At 40.6% G+C, this 17,417-nt stretch carries 13 protein-coding genes and 1 pseudogene; 3 read left to right on the forward strand and 11 right to left on the reverse strand.

The genetic code is table 11. The annotated features are described in order from the left end of the window. Positions 1-116: 116 nt before the first annotated feature. From Q0954_RS07220 to Q0954_RS07240, 5 genes are all read right to left on the reverse strand, one after another. Positions 117-905 carry a hypothetical protein gene (locus Q0954_RS07220; RefSeq protein ID WP_299455453.1) on the reverse strand — a complete coding sequence of 263 codons (789 nt, stop codon included), beginning with the start codon at positions 903-905 and terminating at the stop codon, positions 117-119. Positions 906-1,152: 247 nt separating this feature from the next. Continuing rightward, entirely contained in the window at positions 1,153-1,998 is an 846-nt protein-coding gene (locus tag Q0954_RS07225; RefSeq protein ID WP_299455454.1) for a class I SAM-dependent methyltransferase, read from the reverse strand. Continuing rightward, positions 1,995-3,527 carry an NAD(P)H-hydrate dehydratase gene (locus Q0954_RS07230; protein ID WP_299455456.1) on the reverse strand — a complete coding sequence of 511 codons (1,533 nt, stop codon included), beginning with the start codon at positions 3,525-3,527 and terminating at the stop codon, positions 1,995-1,997. The genes Q0954_RS07225 and Q0954_RS07230 overlap by 4 nt, the downstream gene beginning before the upstream one ends. Positions 3,528-3,818: 291 nt before the next feature. Next, entirely contained in the window at positions 3,819-4,220 is a 402-nt protein-coding gene (locus Q0954_RS07235; RefSeq protein WP_299455457.1) for a hypothetical protein, read from the reverse strand. Between the two features lie 643 nt (positions 4,221-4,863). Then, positions 4,864-5,319: a MaoC family dehydratase gene (locus Q0954_RS07240; protein WP_299455458.1), complete on the reverse strand. Its 456-nt coding sequence runs from the start codon at positions 5,317-5,319 to the stop codon at positions 4,864-4,866. A 534-nt stretch (positions 5,320-5,853) separates the two neighbouring features. Here Q0954_RS07240 and Q0954_RS07245 point away from each other — a divergent pair. Beyond that, positions 5,854-6,567 (forward strand): NAD-dependent deacylase, encoded by a 714-nt coding sequence (locus tag Q0954_RS07245; protein WP_299455459.1) that lies wholly within the window; start codon positions 5,854-5,856, stop codon positions 6,565-6,567. 1,100 nt (positions 6,568-7,667) lie between these two features. After that, the gene (locus Q0954_RS07250) at positions 7,668-9,806 is read left to right on the forward strand and encodes a tetratricopeptide repeat-containing sensor histidine kinase (protein WP_299455461.1); all 2,139 of its coding nucleotides are present in this window, start codon (positions 7,668-7,670) and stop codon (positions 9,804-9,806) included. 121 nt (positions 9,807-9,927) lie between these two features. Here the strand turns inward: Q0954_RS07250 and Q0954_RS07255 are convergent, their stop codons facing one another. The 4 genes and pseudogenes from Q0954_RS07255 to rpmH all read right to left on the reverse strand — a co-directional run. Next, positions 9,928-11,583, reverse strand: coding sequence for a S41 family peptidase (locus Q0954_RS07255; RefSeq protein ID WP_299455463.1), 1,656 nt, complete (start codon positions 11,581-11,583; stop codon positions 9,928-9,930). 36 nt (positions 11,584-11,619) lie between these two features. Then, positions 11,620-13,290, reverse strand: a complete 1,671-nt coding sequence (locus tag Q0954_RS07260) for a S41 family peptidase (protein ID WP_299455465.1) — start codon at positions 13,288-13,290, stop codon at positions 11,620-11,622. 675 nt (positions 13,291-13,965) lie between these two features. Beyond that, positions 13,966-14,334 (reverse strand): ribonuclease P protein component, encoded by a 369-nt coding sequence (locus tag Q0954_RS07265; RefSeq protein ID WP_299455467.1) that lies wholly within the window; start codon positions 14,332-14,334, stop codon positions 13,966-13,968. A gap of 221 nt (positions 14,335-14,555) precedes the next feature. Continuing rightward, a pseudogene (gene rpmH, locus Q0954_RS07270) lies at positions 14,556-14,708 on the reverse strand (50S ribosomal protein L34); the annotation flags it as partial. A 535-nt stretch (positions 14,709-15,243) separates the two neighbouring features. On the opposite strand from rpmH, the gene Q0954_RS07275 reads away from it, so the two are divergent. Further along, positions 15,244-16,188: a hypothetical protein gene (locus Q0954_RS07275; RefSeq protein ID WP_299455469.1), complete on the forward strand. Its 945-nt coding sequence runs from the start codon at positions 15,244-15,246 to the stop codon at positions 16,186-16,188. Between the two features lie 72 nt (positions 16,189-16,260). On the opposite strand, the gene Q0954_RS07280 is transcribed toward Q0954_RS07275, so the two are convergent. Further along, positions 16,261-16,683, reverse strand: a complete 423-nt coding sequence (locus tag Q0954_RS07280; RefSeq protein ID WP_299455471.1) for a hypothetical protein — start codon at positions 16,681-16,683, stop codon at positions 16,261-16,263. 81 nt (positions 16,684-16,764) lie between these two features. Continuing rightward, positions 16,765-17,406, reverse strand: a complete 642-nt coding sequence (locus Q0954_RS07285) for a class I SAM-dependent methyltransferase (protein ID WP_299455473.1) — start codon at positions 17,404-17,406, stop codon at positions 16,765-16,767. Between the last annotated feature and the right edge of the window lie 11 nt (positions 17,407-17,417).

Raw genomic sequence — 17,417 nt, forward strand, 5'->3', positions numbered from 1 at the left:
ATGGCAAGTTTTTTTAACGAAGCATGTCCAAAAAAGATGAGGTTAAGAATGTAAATTTATTTTGACACCGTTCCTAAATATATTATGTTAGCAGTGTGTTATGTTTTTTGTGTTGATTATAAAACCAAATGCAAGTGGGTTTGTACATATTGAGCAGACTGGCGCAAGGCATCGCAAAACCAGGATACTTCGCAATGAGGTGTAGAAGAAAAGTAATGCAAGATTTCTTCGTCTTTCATTGTCAAAATATCTAACCATTGATAGTGCAACGCCAAAAATAGTAGTTGTTTTACCTGGGCATGCGTAAATGGTGCATTGGCTACCCGCAACACAATAGGTGGGCTCAGCTCAGCGCCAAAAATACTCGCCAGTGTCTGAAGCCCTCCAGTAATATCACGTTGATCTTCGGTAAGGTCAAAACGTTGATGGCTTACTTGCCTAGTGGCAAGATCAATACCCAAACAATCGCGGTTTTGCTCAAGAGGGTTCCCTGTATTGAACCAAAGATGGGCTTTGTATATGTACCCGTCAGCGCTTGCCAAAGACCGTTGGGCAACCCAGGCCTTGAATAAATCAATAATAGTTTGCGTGTTTGTATCTATTGCTTCCTGGTGTTGAGCATTGGCACCTTGGGCAAACAGTTGCATTTCCCCTTTGAATTGGTGGGTTACCACATCGAAAAAAGCTTCTACACAAACAGGCTTACTCAAATGGCTCAGCACAGTTATGGGTACTCCTTGTTGATTTTTACCCGTTACAATCGCAATAATGCAAGAAGTGGCTCCATCAGAATACAAGTAGCGTACCAAGTGGGGTTGCAGTAGGCTGGCGATGTAATAGTGGTCTTGTGGAACATAACAAAACCCGGTAGGAATACGGGCATTTTTCGTTGTTTGAGCAGACATATTATTCATTGATATGTTTGGGGATATATGATAAGTAAACCTACAAAAATAACCTGAGCCATAAAACGGTATCTTTGCCGAGTGGACTTCCTCAAAAAACAGTTCCATAGCTTAGGCTATGCAAAGGTTTAGCTAAAGCAGAGCTCGGCACAGTAAAACTGTAGCCTCGGTTTTTGACTCGCCCACTCAACAAATGTTTTGTTTTATTGGCACATCTTATTTTTTCCGCTTTACTAATGTAAAAACTCTACTGGGGCTTATTTTTCCCTAGTAAAATCCAATCTTTAGTAGTATTGCTATAGCTCACATAGTATAACCTGCCGCCTTGCTTTTTCAGCGCAAAAGTTCCCATCAAATTTGGTATATCATAACCGCTTACTTTGCGAAGTGCCTGGGCATACACCATTCTTACCTCCAGCAATACCCCTCCTTCTTTGAGTTGTTGCATCAATGTATAAAACAAACGCGCCATGGGGACGTGCTTGCGAATGGGCGAGTATAAGTAGATAAAGTCAAACTGTTGGTAATAATTGGCAGCAATGGTGAGCGCGTTTCCCCATCTGATACTCATTTTTTGGCGCTTGATCATAGGCTGCCAATAATGCCTGCTTATGCTTACCAAGGTTGAATCATACTCAAGCCCTTCGCTATGGTCAAAACCTAAACAAAGTGCTGCGTATAGTTTTTCCCCGTTGCCCGATCCAACATCTACAAATGTACGGTGTTGAGGCTCTTTTAATACTTGGATAAGCTCCGCAAAAGGTTTCATGCGATATAAAATACCTCCCCAATAGCTGGTATCCAAGTGATTGATGTGGTTATCGGCTTTTTGGCATATCGCCGAAATCAATCGAAGCTTACGGGCAAGCAAGGGCTTCTTTTGTCGACAATGTTGGTACACTTGCCAGGCGCCTATTTGCAAACTGTCTAGTTTTTGGCTCAGCAAGGAGTCTTCACTTTCCCAGGCTTTTTGTTGCCAAAATATTTGCTGCGCTGACTTTACGCTTGTTGCTTCAGTGTTGTCTGTAGGCTGACAAGCCCAACAACTAAGCAGTACCACTACCGTTGCCCCCCACCATTGCCTGTCACTCATTCGTGGTTGGCGTTATTTTCTAAGGTCTTAAAAGCTATCCCCATATAGTTGATAATGTCTGATGCCATCAAAGAATATTGCCCTTCTGCTTTAGCAGCAAAATCTCCAGCAAGCCCGTGTACATACATGCCCAAAGCGGCCGCTTCAAAAGGGGTATAACGTTGAGACAAAAGCCCTGTAATAATACCCGTGAGCACATCGCCCGTGCCTGCGGTTGCCATACCAGGATTACCTGTAGAGTTAAAGTATACTTCTCCTTTGGGGGTTGCCAGTGCCGAATGCGCTCCTTTTAGCAATACATACACGCGATGTTTTTGGCAAAAAGCCTTGAGTGTTCTTAGACGGGCGTAGTCGGTGCTGGTGCGCCCCACCAATCGTTCAAACTCTTTGGGATGTGGCGTAAAAATACTGTATTCGGGTACATTCGTAAGTAGTTTGTCTTTGTTCTCGGCAATTAGGTTAATGGCATCAGCATCTATTACCATAGGTTGTTGTGCTTTTTCAAGCAACTTGGTAAGGCAACGTAAAGTATTGCCATGCTTTCCCAACCCTGGGCCTATGCCTATGGCACTGTATTTTTTATCATCGATAGACGGAAAGTTAGACACATACTGGGCGTGGGCATCCAGCGACACCATGGCTTCTGGCAAAGCAGTTTGCAATACATTGTAGCCTCGTGTAGGCAAATGAACTGTAAGTAAGCCAGCTCCTGCCCTTAAGCCTCCGTGTACTGCCATCACTGCTGCCCCCATTTTGCCTTCGCTGCCAGCAATCATCAAGGCGTGGCCAAAAGACCCTTTGTGCGAAAACTTAGAGCGTGGTTTGAATATTTTTTGGGCAAACGCTGTGTTTACATAGTAATTGGTAGTAGGAGCATCGGCTATAAATGTTTGGTTGAGTCCAATAGAGACTGCTTCCCAAGAGCCTACAAACTTGTCGTTGTGTGGCAATAACAAGGCAAGCTTGGGTAGTTCAAAACTGATGGTATAATTTGCCCTTACAATGACTCCACTGCTCAAGCTATCGGGCGACAGCCCAGACGCTATGTCTACGGCAATGAGTGTGGCACCACTGCGGTTCATTTTCTTTACTGCTTGTGCAGCTATGCCTTCTATAGCACGGTTAAGCCCCGAACCAAACAAAGCATCTATCACCACAGCATTGGCAGGAATATCGGGTAAGTGAGCTTCTTCGGTGGCTTCTATAATGGGGTGCTTTTTTTTGAGACGTTCATAGTTTTGGTCGAAGTCTACTGAGGTAGTTTTGGCATAACGCACCACACAAGTAGTGACCTCGTATTGGTTGCCCAACAGCAAGCGGGCAATTGCCAATCCATCGCCCCCGTTGTTGCCCAACCCACAAAATACAAACACTGGGCGCTTGTGGTTGTTTTGGCTAAAGCCTTTTCTTAAAAACCAATTGGTAAAAGCTACCGAAGCCCGTTCCATCAGATTGATAGACGAAATGGCATCTTGCTCGATGGTGTATGCATCTAGTTCTTTGGTTTGTTTGGCAGTAAGAATTTTCATAGTGTAAGTCGTTTTTTAGTGGGGTATTTGTGCACCCAATCAAATAATATGCTGCTATAGCAAGCGGCAAAGTCAGGCGGCAAAGTCAGTTGGTAGCACCAAAAAATCTACGCATTTAGTCACAAGTAATAGGGTATCAGTGCACATTGATGCTAAAAGTAGTCATCAAGTCTGCAATAAGTTGATATTTAAAGCCTGAACTGTGATATTTTGTAGACAGCAGTAATCTATTAAAACAAAAGCCAAACCATTGCAGGGCTTAGCTTTTGTTTTTTTAGTAACTCAAACTATCTACAACGTTGCCAGCCACTTTTGGGCAGGCTGACTTTTGTTAAAAATCTCGATGTCTAAGTCTGTGCTCAGGTTACGCAAACAGTTTTTGGCGATACTTGTACCCAAAATACTTTTGGCGTTGACCAATGCCACATGTTCAAGCCCTGCCTTTACGATTGCCGGGTAGAACTCGTCTTCCAGCCAAAACTGGTCTTGCTCATTCAAACGGGTTTGTTCGGTATTGTCAGAAAGCCACTTAGAGAGGTTTTTCTCTTTAAAAGTATCGATCAACGTCAATAAAGGTTTTCTGAATGTATCTAGCTCTACCTTGGCTCCAAAATAAAGCTTCCACTCTTCGAGAATAGCATTGAGCTTTTCGTCGTAGGTGATTTTTAAAAATTCACTGTCAAAAACTACCATATTTAAAATTAATGATTAATGATCTGGTACAATGATAAATGCTCCAATGTTATTAAGGAACATGTTCAAAATAAGTGTCGAGATTGAGGGCGTATACTCGAGGCTGGCTGAGGCACTTTTAGCCTTTGGCAGAGCTCAGCGCAGCAAAGCTGCAGCTATCGGTTTGCAGTCGTAGCCATAGCTACGGCGAAAAAAGCTCGTAGTCCCGACGGAACTGCCGGGGTAACGAAAGTCAGTAAAGAGAACCGCAGAACGAAGTTCAAGCTCTGCAAAGCTAATATGTTCTAAACCGGACAGCTTCAAAGTCCCGATTTCTTATCGCATTGGTCAGGGCTTAAAATTCCGCCTGTAAAAACCAGCTTCAAGTTGTGTTGAATCACAATTTTTATGGAATCGTTCAAAACTCTTTGCTCGTTTTTATGCCACTTTTTACGAATATTAGCCCCAGTGGGGCGAAACCTTGGTAGAAAAAATAAACGAAACGAGACACGGCTCCGTAGGAGTTGCGCCTAAAAGAGTCGTTTTTGATGATTTTGACGGTATTTTAAGTGTTCGTAAAATTAAGCTTTGACGCATGCGATTTCTTATCGGGGTTATTGTTGAGGGCTACGCCCGAAATCCCGTTTACGGGACGATCACGTTCCTAAGCGTAAAACCTCATCAATGACTCGGCTACGCATACCGGTTTGGCTTGCCCTTCACGCTCAAACGTGGCCGTAAAAGTAGCCTGTAAACCTCCTTCTACCTCTTTGTATGCCGAAAAAACAAACTTTGACCGTACTTTGCTTCCTGTAATCACTGGAGACATAAAGCGCACTTTATCGGTACCATAATTTAAACCAAACTTTACTCCTTGCACATCCAACACCTCGTTTAGGAGTTTAGGCAACAACGATAAGGTTAAAAAACCATGGGCAATGGTAGTACGGAAAGGTGATTCTTTTTTGGCTCTTTCGGTGTCTACATGTATCCATTGATGGTCGCCAGTAGCTTCAGCAAATTTATTTACCCTGTCTTGTGTCACTTCTATCCACTCTGAGGTACCTACTTCTTTGTCGAGGTAGGTTTTCAATTCTTCTAATCCATTTATGACAAGCATATCAATTGATTTACTTTTTGGTTCATGTGAGTTCATTCTTTTGGGTTCAATATATAAATTCAAGCAATGAGATACAAACTACAGACAAGGGTTATTTTTATTGGTACAAAAACAATCTACTCACTGTCAAGCCATTACAATTAAGTCATCATCCATGCGCCCTGATAAATTATCATTGCCCTACACCGCTATGTCTTCTACTTTCCTCCTCTTTTGTTTTTGCCTGTTATAAATCACATTCAATAGTTTTATAACTAAAAATTATGTTAATTAAAATACTCGTAGATTCTTGTCTTTTTTTTGTAATTTGTCGGTTGTTAGGAGCTTGTTTAAAATTAGCCAAAAGGCAGAGCTCGCCTTCGGCTCGGTTCAATGATTAGGCTTTTTACGCGATTTTTCTGATTATATTTTGTCAGATGTTTCAGCAATAGCTAGGCTATTCCTTCAAAATCTGACGCATCTAATCCAAAAACTCATCATAAAACCTCCTATAATCGAAAATTTAAACAAGCTCTAAGTTTTGAAAGCCAACAAATGTCAAAATCAATCATGAACAAGCAAAAAATTGTAGTATTAACCGGGGCAGGCATCAGTGCCGAAAGTGGTATCAGTACTTTTAGAGATTCTGATGGGCTATGGGAAAACCATGATGTAATGGAAGTAGCATCGCCAGAAGGTTGGCAAAAAGACCGTGCACTGGTACTAGAGTTTTATAACCAACGCAGGGCACATGCCTTGGCAGCCCAACCCAATGAAGGCCACCTGGCGCTGGCTCGGCTAGAAGCAAAGTATGAGGTGGTCATCATTACCCAGAACATAGACGATCTGCACGAAAAAGCGGGCTCTAGCAATGTATTGCACCTACACGGTGAACTAGGCAAAGCGCGTAGCACTACCAACCCCGAACTGGTATATGACTGGGGCAATAAACCCATTAATATAGGCGACAAATGCGAAAAGGGTTCACAATTGCGTCCACATATTGTATGGTTTGGCGAAGCAGTACCTATGATGACGGTAGCTATCCAAGAAACGCACTCTGCAGATATTTTTATAGTAGTGGGCACTTCGTTGGCAGTATACCCCGCTGCAGGTTTACTTGATGAAGTAGATACTGACGTACCCAAGTATATTATAGACCCTCGCATGCCCAATGTACGCGCTCGTCCTCACCTACACTTGATAGAAGAAAAAGGCTCGGTAGGTGTGCCAACTTTAGTAGACAAACTACTAGCCAAGGTTTCTTAGTAAGTAGCAGCAAGTCCTTAGATACCGATGAATATCGGTGCAATTAGCTATAAGCTACAAGTAAAGATAACTCTCTCATAATATGACAGTTATACTTGCATATTAGGTGTATTTAATTTTGTCTTGGTACATAATGCAGTCAAAATAACTTCCCCATTTTAACCGTATATTTTTTTTACGAAGCATGTCCAACAAAGATGAGGTTAAGAATGCGTATTTATTTTGACACCGTTCCTTAAGTAAAACTTCCAGAATAGGCTAACCTATAGAACAGTATCTGAGGCAAAAAAATATGCTGTTCCCATAGGCTACTTTATTTTTTACGTTTTATTGGCGACAAGTAGCAATGTTTTATATAAATGTACCCTTCTTGTGGCTACTTGTCGTTTTAAAATAATTAAAAACAAGGAGGAAAAATAATAAAAAACAGGTTAGAACAGAAGTCGTTTGATTTTTCCACAAAAAACTAGTAAGTTTAAGTAATATGTCTGTCTTCTGAACGGGATGACGGCAAAAGCCATTGAGGAATCATATAATAATACTTATCAAGTAAGTAATCTGCTTAGGAATGGTGTAAAAATAAATTTCTATAGTAACGCTAAAATATTTTGTTGCTAGACGCGGTACGGCAATATCCAGTAGTGCAGTCGGTAGACTTTTAATAAAACAGCTTTTTACACCTGCCAGGTTTTGAAAACCTGGCAGGTGTGGGTAGACTTCTCTTTATTATAGGTTTGCAAATATTAAATTTCAACTGCCTATACTAGTGGATATTGAGCGAGCTTGAGGGATGGTCGGCTAATAGCAGCGCTATTCGGCTATTTTTTAACAAAGTATAGCCTCAAAAGATGAGGTTAAGAATGCGTATTTATTTTTTTTCCATTCCTAAGGAATGGAAAAAAAATAACTCTTCAGTTTGGGAGTGATCTTTCATCCTGATACTTCGTTACCCCGAAATCGGCAACTTATTTTCTCACCATTCCTTATAAAATTTTTAAATTATAATTTGGGCTAAAAAAGCGACTTTTCACTCCAAAAATACGCTTTAAACTCTACACTCGCTTGTGAGAGCTCGCCCATACATTAATCATCAGGGCAAAATGGCATATCTTAGACTCAGACTATATCATTATTATTTTACCTTGACAATTGCCTGCCTGTTGTCATTCCCCCTTTATTGCCAAAACACTCCTTCCGATAGCTTGTTTTATTTACTCAAACAAGCCCGAAGAAAAACACCCCTAAACCATCAACTTCAACTTAACCTGCTCAACCAAATAGGTGAACAGCTTCTCAAAGAAGGATCAAGCGATGCTCTTAAGTATATAAGACAAGCGTTGGTACTGGGCAACAAAACCAATCACCGGACTGACAAACTACGTTCGTTGATCATGTTTGGACTTTACCACCAACACAACAACCGCCCCCAAAAAGCCATAGAATACTTTAATGAGGCGTTAAACTCAGCCAAGAAAAATAAATTTCACGCCCGGTCTGCCGAAATTTCGTCCCACCTGGGCGAATGCTACCGTTCGTTTAACGAAGTACAAAGCAGCATTTACCACTACTTCGAGGCCGCCAGTTTTTACCGAAAAATTCCTGATGACAAGGGATACATCAAAGCAATTAACAATATAGCGGGGGCATTTTATGATATTCGCGAATACCGTAAGTCACTTAAGTACTTTAAACAAGTAATGGAAAGTGCCGAAAAACTCAAAGACAGCCGAGCCTTGATGGCTGCCTTAAACAATGTAGGCAGTGCTTACAATGAGCTGGGTAGCTACGAAAAAGCCCTTGAGTACCTTAAAAAAGGCGTAAAACTAGCCAACGAACAGCAAGGCAAACCAAGAATAAAAGGAGCTTTAATGAGCAGTATCGGTGAAGTTTACCTCAAACAAAAAGAGTATGGAGTGGCACTTAAATATTTTGATAAAGCCTGGAAAATAGCTCAAGACGTGCAATACCCACACTTGATAGTAATTGTGGGGCGTGACCTTGCCCAGGCGCATGCTGCTCAAAAAAATTACTCCAAAGCTTTGGCTTACGGATTGAGCAGTTTGAAAACTTCGCAGCAAATGAAAGATGTGCATCAAATGCAACTCAACTATGCGCTGTTGTCAAAAATCTATAAGCAAGACAAAGATTTCAAACAAGCTTTGTTTTACTATGATAAATACCATCAACTGCACGACTCATCGAGCCACAACGCCCAAATAGAGGCAATGCGCCGTTTGGAACTCAAACACCAAAACGCGCAAAAAGAACAAGACATCAAATTGTTGATCCAGGAAAAAGAAGTGCAAAAAGCTCGTTTCCAACAAAAACAAAATACAATTTACCTGAGCATTATCATATTTTTGGTGTTGCTTATTCCTACCTTGCTCTACTACCGCTATCGCCGCAACAAAACCCACACTCGTCTATTGTTTGAAGAGAGGAACAAAGTTATTGCATTGCAAAACGAAAAAATCCAAAGCCAAACTTATCACCTGCAACGCAAAAACGAAGAACTGAACACTAAAAACCAAGAACTGACAGACCTTAATCAAGAAAAGAATTTATTGGTAAGTACGCTTGCTCACGACCTTCGCAGCCCTGTAAACCAAGTAAAGGGTTTGTTACAACTTACTCAGCTTACGATTAACCCAGCAGACGAAACTGCCAACTATTTGCAAAAAGCCTTACAGTCTACCGATAGGCTCAGGGATATGATAGACCGGATTTTGGATTTAAAAGTGTTGGAAGAAAAGCAGCTATCAATGCAGTTAGAAAGCTTGGACTTGCACGATGTACTTACAGAAGTTGTACAAAGCTTTGCCAATGCTGCACACAAAAAGTCTATCACACTTTACTTGCCTCCTGCTAGTTTGGAGACCTCTTTTCGGGCACACCTCGATAAAAATTACACCCTCCAGGTTTTTGAAAACCTCCTATCAAATGCCATCAAATTTTCGCCTGCCCACACACAAGTATCTATAGACCTGAGGTGGCACCAAAACAAAGTACGTATTACAGTACAAGATCAGGGCCCCGGAATCAGCACGGAAGATCAAACCCGACTGTTCAGGAAGTTTCAGCAGTTAAGCGCCAAGCCTACCGCCGGCGAAACTTCTATAGGGCTGGGCTTATCTATTGTCAAAAAATTTGTAGATGCTATGCAGGGCAAGGTTTGGTGCAAAAGTACCCCCAACGAAGGCTGTAGTTTTATTGTAGAATTTGACCGGGAATTGAGTTAATACACTGTCAATTAACCAGATACTTATTTTGAACATTCAATAAACAAAAAAGCGACTCGCTCCAACGCAAAAATTAAATTTTACAATGGAGTGAGTCGCTTACTTTAGCGTTTATAATCAATTACTTACCCGCCAAAAGTTTGCGGTAACGCGCCATATTTTTAAACAACTTCAGGGCTTCCTGTACTTCTTTGTCACGCTCAAAAGTGGCTTCTATTTGCCCCTCTTCGAGGTAGTAGCGTAGCACAATCTCAAGTTCAAGTTGTTGCTTGATCTCAGCTTTGAAGGTAGTAAGGTCAATGGCTTTGCTTGCCGTCATTTTTTTCTTTACCGACTCTATCTGGGCTTTTATCTTGCTATAGGTTTTCTCTTTTTTGGCCTTTTCGACCAGTGCCTTGAGCGACTTTTCTACCTTGGTAGTGTAGCTGTACTGTTTGCCTTTGAGCCATTGTACAAAATCTTGATATTCGGCATTGCTCAACTGAAATGCTTTAGCAGGCTTAATTTTTTTATGCTTGCCTACGTACGCAGTCACATAATCAAAAATCAACCCTTGCTCAAGCAATGTAGTAGTAATCAAGGCAAGTTTACGAGCCTTTACTGGCACATCAGGGTCTAGTCCTACTCCATCGTATACTGTACGTCCGTTTTTGGTTTTAAAAGGCTTTTTCAACGAATCAGCCATTCTATCATGCAACGCACCTGCGTCATGATCACTGTAGTCAATGGCCTGAATGCAGCGCCCACTCGGAATATAATACTTAGCGGTGGTAATTTTTACCTGAGAATTGTAAGACAACGGTCGGGGAATTTGTACCAAACCTTTGCCAAAGCTTCGTTGCCCAATAATAATCCCTCGATCAGAATCTTGTAAAAACCCAGCCACAATCTCAGACGCAGAAGCACTATTGCCATTGAGCAACAACACCACCGGAATCTCCAGATCCATAGCTTCACCCATTGTTTTGTAGCCTCGGTTAAAATCCTTTACCTTGCCTTTAGTGTTTACAACCTCTACCCCTCTGCCTACAAACATATTGCAAATATTTACTGCTTCTATTACCAGTCCCCCAGGATTGCCACGCAGGTCGAGCACCAGCTTTTTCATCCCTTCCTTTTTCAGTTTTTTAAACGCATCTTTTACTTCTTTGGAAGCTGTGCGGGTAAACCCCTGTAGTTTGATGTATCCCACTTCACTGGCAAGCATGCCTGAGTAAGGCACATCCTGTATTTTGATGTTTTGACGGGTCACTTCAAACTTTTTTCGGGTGGTTTCGCCAGGTCGGGTAATCATCAAACTCATTTTGGTGCCTGCCTGCCCTTTAAAAATCTTGTCGATTTCTTTAGTAGATTTGTTCTGAATATTGATACCGTCTACCTCTACAATTTCGTCCCCTATCTTGAGTCCTGCCTTATAAGCAGGCGATGCTTTGTCATATTTTACAATAATGGTTTTGCCTTTATAAGTACGAGACACTACCCCTATGCCCCCATACTGTCCGGTATTTTGGGTGCGGTAATCCTCTATTTCGTCTTCGGGGATATAGTTGGTATAAGGGTCAAGCGACTTGAGCATGCCATCCAAGCCATTTTTCATCACAGTACTTGGGCTCACATCGTCTACATAGTTTTGGTTAACCTCCCGATACACCTGTGCGTATAACTCCATGCTTTTAGCAATCTCAAAATATTTGTCTATAGGTCTGAAAGCCAATAAACCAACAAACAGGAACACGGCAGTTATTACTATATATTTTTTCTTGATAAACTTCTTCATTGCGCTGTCTTTGTTTGATTATATAAACAAGTGAACCTATTTTCGGGCTTTTTTACTGATTGTCAAGGCTTGTTTGTAATCGTTCATGCTACCTAGCAGTTTCAAGGCAGCCTTGAGCTCAGCGTCTGCTCTAAACGATACTTTAGTAAGGCCTTTGTTTAAATAATAACGTGACACAATTTCCAGTTCCAACAAATGCTTGATGTCTTTCTTAAAAGTGCTCAAGTCTTTCTCTTTATTATGCGACACCCTTGTTTTTAGATTGCCCAACTCCCCTTTGATTCTACTAAAATATTTTTCGCTTTTTGCTGTTTTTTCCAGTGTCTTCAGGCTTTTTTCTACTTCGGTCACATAATCATAGTTTTTGTTTTGCAACCAACGCACAAAAGTTTGGTATTCTGCCTCGGTCAATTTAAACGCCTCGGCTTTTGCAATGCTTGAGTTTTTAGAAGCATACAAGTTGGCGTAGTCAAACAGCAGCCCTTTGTCTAACAAGCTATTCACTATCGGGGCATACACTTTCTCTTTTATTTCAACATCAGGCGCCAAACCATTGCCATCGTATACTACTCTACCACTTTTGGTTTTAAAAGCCTTTTTCAAAGAATCGGCAATTTTGTCGGCAGACCCATCTGCATTGTGTTTGCTATAGTCCAACGCCTGAATACAACGCCCACTAGGAATGTAATACTTTGCGGTGGTTACTTTCAACCGGGCGTTGTAAGCCAACAAACGGGTGGTTTGTACCAAACCTTTACCAAAGGTGTTTTGCCCGATCAATACTCCCCGGTCGTAGTCTTGTACCACCCCGGCTACAATCTCTGAGGCAGAAGCACTGCGATTGTTTGTAAGCACTACCAAAGGAGTTTTGGTGTCATAAGAACGGTTCAAAGCACGGTAAGTCTGATTGATTTCTTTTACTTTTCCCTTAGTACTTACCACCTCTTGGTTGCGTTCAATAAACAAATTGGAAATATTGATGGCTTCGCTCAACAGCCCTCCGGGGTTTCCTCTCAGGTCAAGTACAATTTTTTTGGCGCCTTTGGCTTTCAACTTGTGCAATGCCTTGCGCACCTCGCGTGATGCTCCTTGGGTAAAGTCAGTCAATTGAATATACCCTACATCTGAAGCTATCATGTCATAAAAAGGTACATTGTCTATTTGTATTGTTTGCCGCTTAAGCGTCATCTGAAGGTTACCTTTACCTACCCTGCTTACTTTCAGTTTAATGGCAGTACGGGGCGCGCCCTTGAGCAATTTACTTACTTCGGTAGTTGACTTACCTTTGAGCGGTATGCCGTCAATGGCTATTATTTCGTCGCCAACCTTAAGGCCAGCTTTGTGTGCCGGAAAGCCCTCATAAGGCATAATCACCAAGGTTTTGCCGTTGCGATTACCAATGGTAGCTCCTATGCCTCCGTATTGTCCGGTAGTCATTGTACGATAATCGGCAAGATCTTCTTCGGGAATGTAATTGGTATAGGGGTCAAGCGATTTGAGCATGGCATCTACCCCGGTTTTCATGAGTTTGGTGGGATTTATCTCGTCTACATAGTAGGTATTTACTTCCTTGAAAAGGGTAGCAAAAATGTCCAGGTTTTTTTGAATTTCGAAATACTTGTCGTTAGTACTGGGTTTAAAGGCAAACAAACCTGAAACAACAAGTAACAAGGCGATGCCCAGCATTTTGGTTTTTTTGGTGATCATACGTGGTTCACTTTTTTTAAACTATTGTATAAATTTTACAGGGAATAGGGGCTCCTGATGGTTGATAAAATAAGCATTACTGCCTTACTCAATATACTAAATAGTATATATCTGTAGTGTTTACTTACCAATTTTAACAATTATTTATGGTAAATAAGCGCCCAGTCATCATTAAATATAGCACATTGGCATCTATCACTGGTTATGATTGGGTGGATGAAGCTGTCTCATAATCATTTTCAGAAAAATATTATTTTAATGATTGATCATACCTGACAGGTTTTGTAGCATAGACAATTGAAATTTAATATTTGCATCAAGTATTTTAAAAGCCTACTTGCCTATACCTGCCAGGTTTCGAAAAACCTGGCAGGTATAAAATGCTATTTTATTAAAAATCTACTGACTGCACTAGGAAACCTGTCAGGTATAAAATACTTTAAAAATCGTTTTTCCTTTAAGGAAACTTGCCAAGACTTGAGTTATGAGACAGTCCCCACTACAAAGCTATCAACAATATAATACAGGCATTGCTTTTCGATCCTTTGGTGAGGTGTTCAAAATAAATGTCTGTCTAACCTACATAACGCTGCCGTCAGTCAACTATTTATAAAGCAACAAAAAACCATCACTAAAGAGGCATTACTTAAAGCCCAATGATCTCTTTAACAAAATCTATCCTTTCAAACGTTCAAAGACTGAGATTGTTTTTCGTTCTATCGTATCAAAAGGCAGCTTTTCTTTGGCAATGTACACAAATGCTATATACGCAATTTTATAATTACCTGCTTCATCGTGCAACAAGTGTTTGTTGAGGCGATAGGCTTCTTTGAGCAAACGCTTGATGGCATTACGGTCTACGGCTCGTTTGAAGGTGCGTTTGGGTACCGTAAAAAGTACTTGGGGAGGAGTGTTTGACGGGGTAGGATGTAGAATATACTTGACCTTGATTGGATACACAAATGCGTCTTTGCCTTTGGGAAAAAGAGACTGAATAATTTTTTTACTTTTAAGACGCTCAGTGACGGGAAATCCAAATTTCATGGTGGGTTGGTCATAAAAAAAGAAGTTAAACCATCTGGGTGTTTGACAACAAACCAAAGGAGAAGAGTGTGGCTTGTAATGAACAGTTAGATAATTTAACTCCTTAGAAAATAAGATAAAAGTACATGGACTAAGAAAGATTAACGTTTAGTCTTCTTAACCACTCTCTTACCTCCTTTTAATAGAATTACGCTGTCGTTATGAGAAATACGACGCTCACCTTTATGGCGTCCCTCAGAAGATACGCTCAACTTCTTTCTACCTTTAGCTCTGCGACGTGATAATGTCTTCTGTCCATTCACGTCTTCCATGCGCGATCTAAAACCGTGCTTGTTTCTTCTTCTTCTATTTGAAGGTTGGAATGTTCTTTTCATTTTTCTAAACTACGTTCTTATTTAAGGGTTGCAAATATAGTTGGTTATTTTTTGAACAGCAAACTTAGCCTTAACTTTGCTTTTAAAAATTTGCTCTTTGTAGGTTTTCTTTAAAAAAGAAAGAACAAAATCTATGGAAAACGCAAAAAACAAAGATATTTGACTCAAAATATATTTTGCTTGCACTCTTTAAGTAAAACTACAAAAATAACCTAATCCACTGAATTTCGTCTCTGACCGTTGTACTTCTTCAAAAAATAGTTCCGTAGCTAAGGCTACGCAAAGATTTTTTTCATCGTCCAACAAACAGATACTGCCTTCTTTTGGATTACTTTATTTTTTCCATTTTACTAAAAAGAATTTTCGCGTAATGCTAACAAAATAGTTTAAGGGAATATATAAATGAGAGGGTGCAGGTGCTAAAAGTACCTTGTTCAACTTTGATGCTACCAGGTATTTTCAGCAATTACACCATACATATTGAGCTGATTATTGTAAACTAAAACCACATTGTAAAGTGCTAGAATTGAACACCATGGAAAATTTAAGGGTAAACCACATAAGGCAAATCAATCGGTTTGTAGAGCACGCTTACTTAAATGACAACGACAAAAAATGGCAGTTTTTCTTTAGGTCTTATTTCAACCAACTGTATACCGAAATCCAGGGCATTTACCAAGACTGGTTTCCCCTTGCCAAACATTACAATGATTATGAAATTACCGAGTATATTTTTCAAGGTAAATTAGAACGTAAAGAGCTAAAAACCTGGATCAAATATGAATTGTGCGCTTTGATAAGCATCATACACCAACTCAAAGCACAAATGGATGAGGCTCACGCCCCCCTCCCTGCCAAAGTGCAAAACCAAAGCCAGGAACAGCTACAGGAGTTGCTTTACGAGTTTACGCTTTTTTTTGAGTTTGCTTACAATGTGGTGGTAGAACGTGCCAATAAGTTTTTTGGACAAGGAAAAAAATCGGTGCTCGACGCTCGCGAAGTACACACTACCCACGAGCTGCACCTGCGCGAAAAATCTTCAAAGAGGGAAAGCATTGGGGAGCTTAACCCTCGGTCGGCTCAGGTAATATTGCTGCGCGAATCGATGAAAAAGTGGGTCAAAGATGTGTTTGGGATCAATTATATAACCGACCTACAAGGCAACGTGGTAAAGCTGGAAGCTGAGCTTTTGTTTGACCTGATAGACTCAGACAAGCAAAATAATGAGTTTCCAGTAGACAAAGAGTTTATCAAACGCATTTACCATTGGACTACTCCCGATCTGCAAGCCCGTATTCTTGCTTATACCTGGGAGATAGAGTGGGCAAAGAAAATCTTAAAGCCTTTGTACAACCCTCGCAATATTCGCATCAAGCTTAAATTTTATGACAATATTCAACAGTTGTTGCGCAAAACTTTGCAACGCGACGATATTTTATTGCACCGTATTCATAGGCCAGAAGCCATTATTGTAGGGTAGGTTTTAGCCATAAGCAAAAAAAGGTGGGCTGTCCTTGGTAACCACCCACCTTTGTTGCTTCTCATACAGCCCTTAAACATCAGAACGCAACCAAGCCAAGGCAGGGTCTTTGTCTTGAAACTGCCGGGTGCGATTATCATCAGCTTCGCTGGTATTGTCTGTTTGCTTTTCTATGCTGTCTGATATTTTTTCAACACTCAGCTCCATAAACAAACTATCAGGCATTATAATGGCAGTTTTGATAGATTTAAGATGAAGTTCCCTTTGCACCATTTCGTCTACAGTCCATTTTTGATCGTCTGGGGCAACCACCCTTTGTTTGCGGCTATCGAAACACCAACTTTGAACTTTTTTTTCTACCGTCAAATCATAAAACTTCGTGATAGTATCCCTAAACTTATCTCCTTTTACAAATTTGTTCCAAGTAAGCATAAGAATCGACGAATCCTCGTCGAACTCTATCAATGCATACTCGTTTTGATAGCATACTTGCATATTTACATCCTTTTTTAGATACATTATTGAACTTGAAATAAGTTTTAACGGCTTACATAGTCGGTCAGATTAATGAAATGCTCATTTTTTTTGTAACAAAAAAGTTAAAATTCTGGGAATATTTTTGCGATCGTCATTGTCAAAGTGTTCTTCAAATTCTACAATATCTAATTGATGTAGCTTTGCCAACTTAAAAAAATCGGAGGTATGGTGAGTGAAACAAATCAACTCTTTAGTGCCCTCAGGCGTTTCGTAACGGGCTTTGCTGCCCATATACTGTTTGATAGAATGCAACTCGCCTATATAAATATATCCTCCAGGTTTTAGTACATGCACCGCTTTAGAAAAAATGGCTGAAATATCTTCAATGTGCTCTAGCAGTAGGCTAAAAGTGATCAAATCGCAAGGCCTTTTTACAAAGCTCCAGCCTTGGGTAATGTCTGCCTGTACAAAATTTACCTTCTCACTTTGGACCTTTTCCTGGGCTTTCTCCAGCATTCTCTCCGATAAGTCTACCGCTGTCAGGTGTTGGGCTTGGGTAAGCAGCCAAGCCGTGTTTTTGCCTGTGCCACAGCCCAGCTCCAGACAATCGTTAAAAGTAATATCTTTGAGTGTACAACGCATGGCTATTCCTTCCATATCACGGGTATGGTTGTGGTTCGTGTCATACTGGGCAGCCCAATCATTGTAAGCATCTTTTATTTCATTGTTTTGTTGTTCCATTGTTTTGTTGT

Origin of the sequence: uncultured Microscilla sp. (assembly GCF_947493425.1) — a bacterium.
Classification (GTDB): Bacteria; Bacteroidota; Bacteroidia; order Cytophagales; family Microscillaceae; genus Microscilla.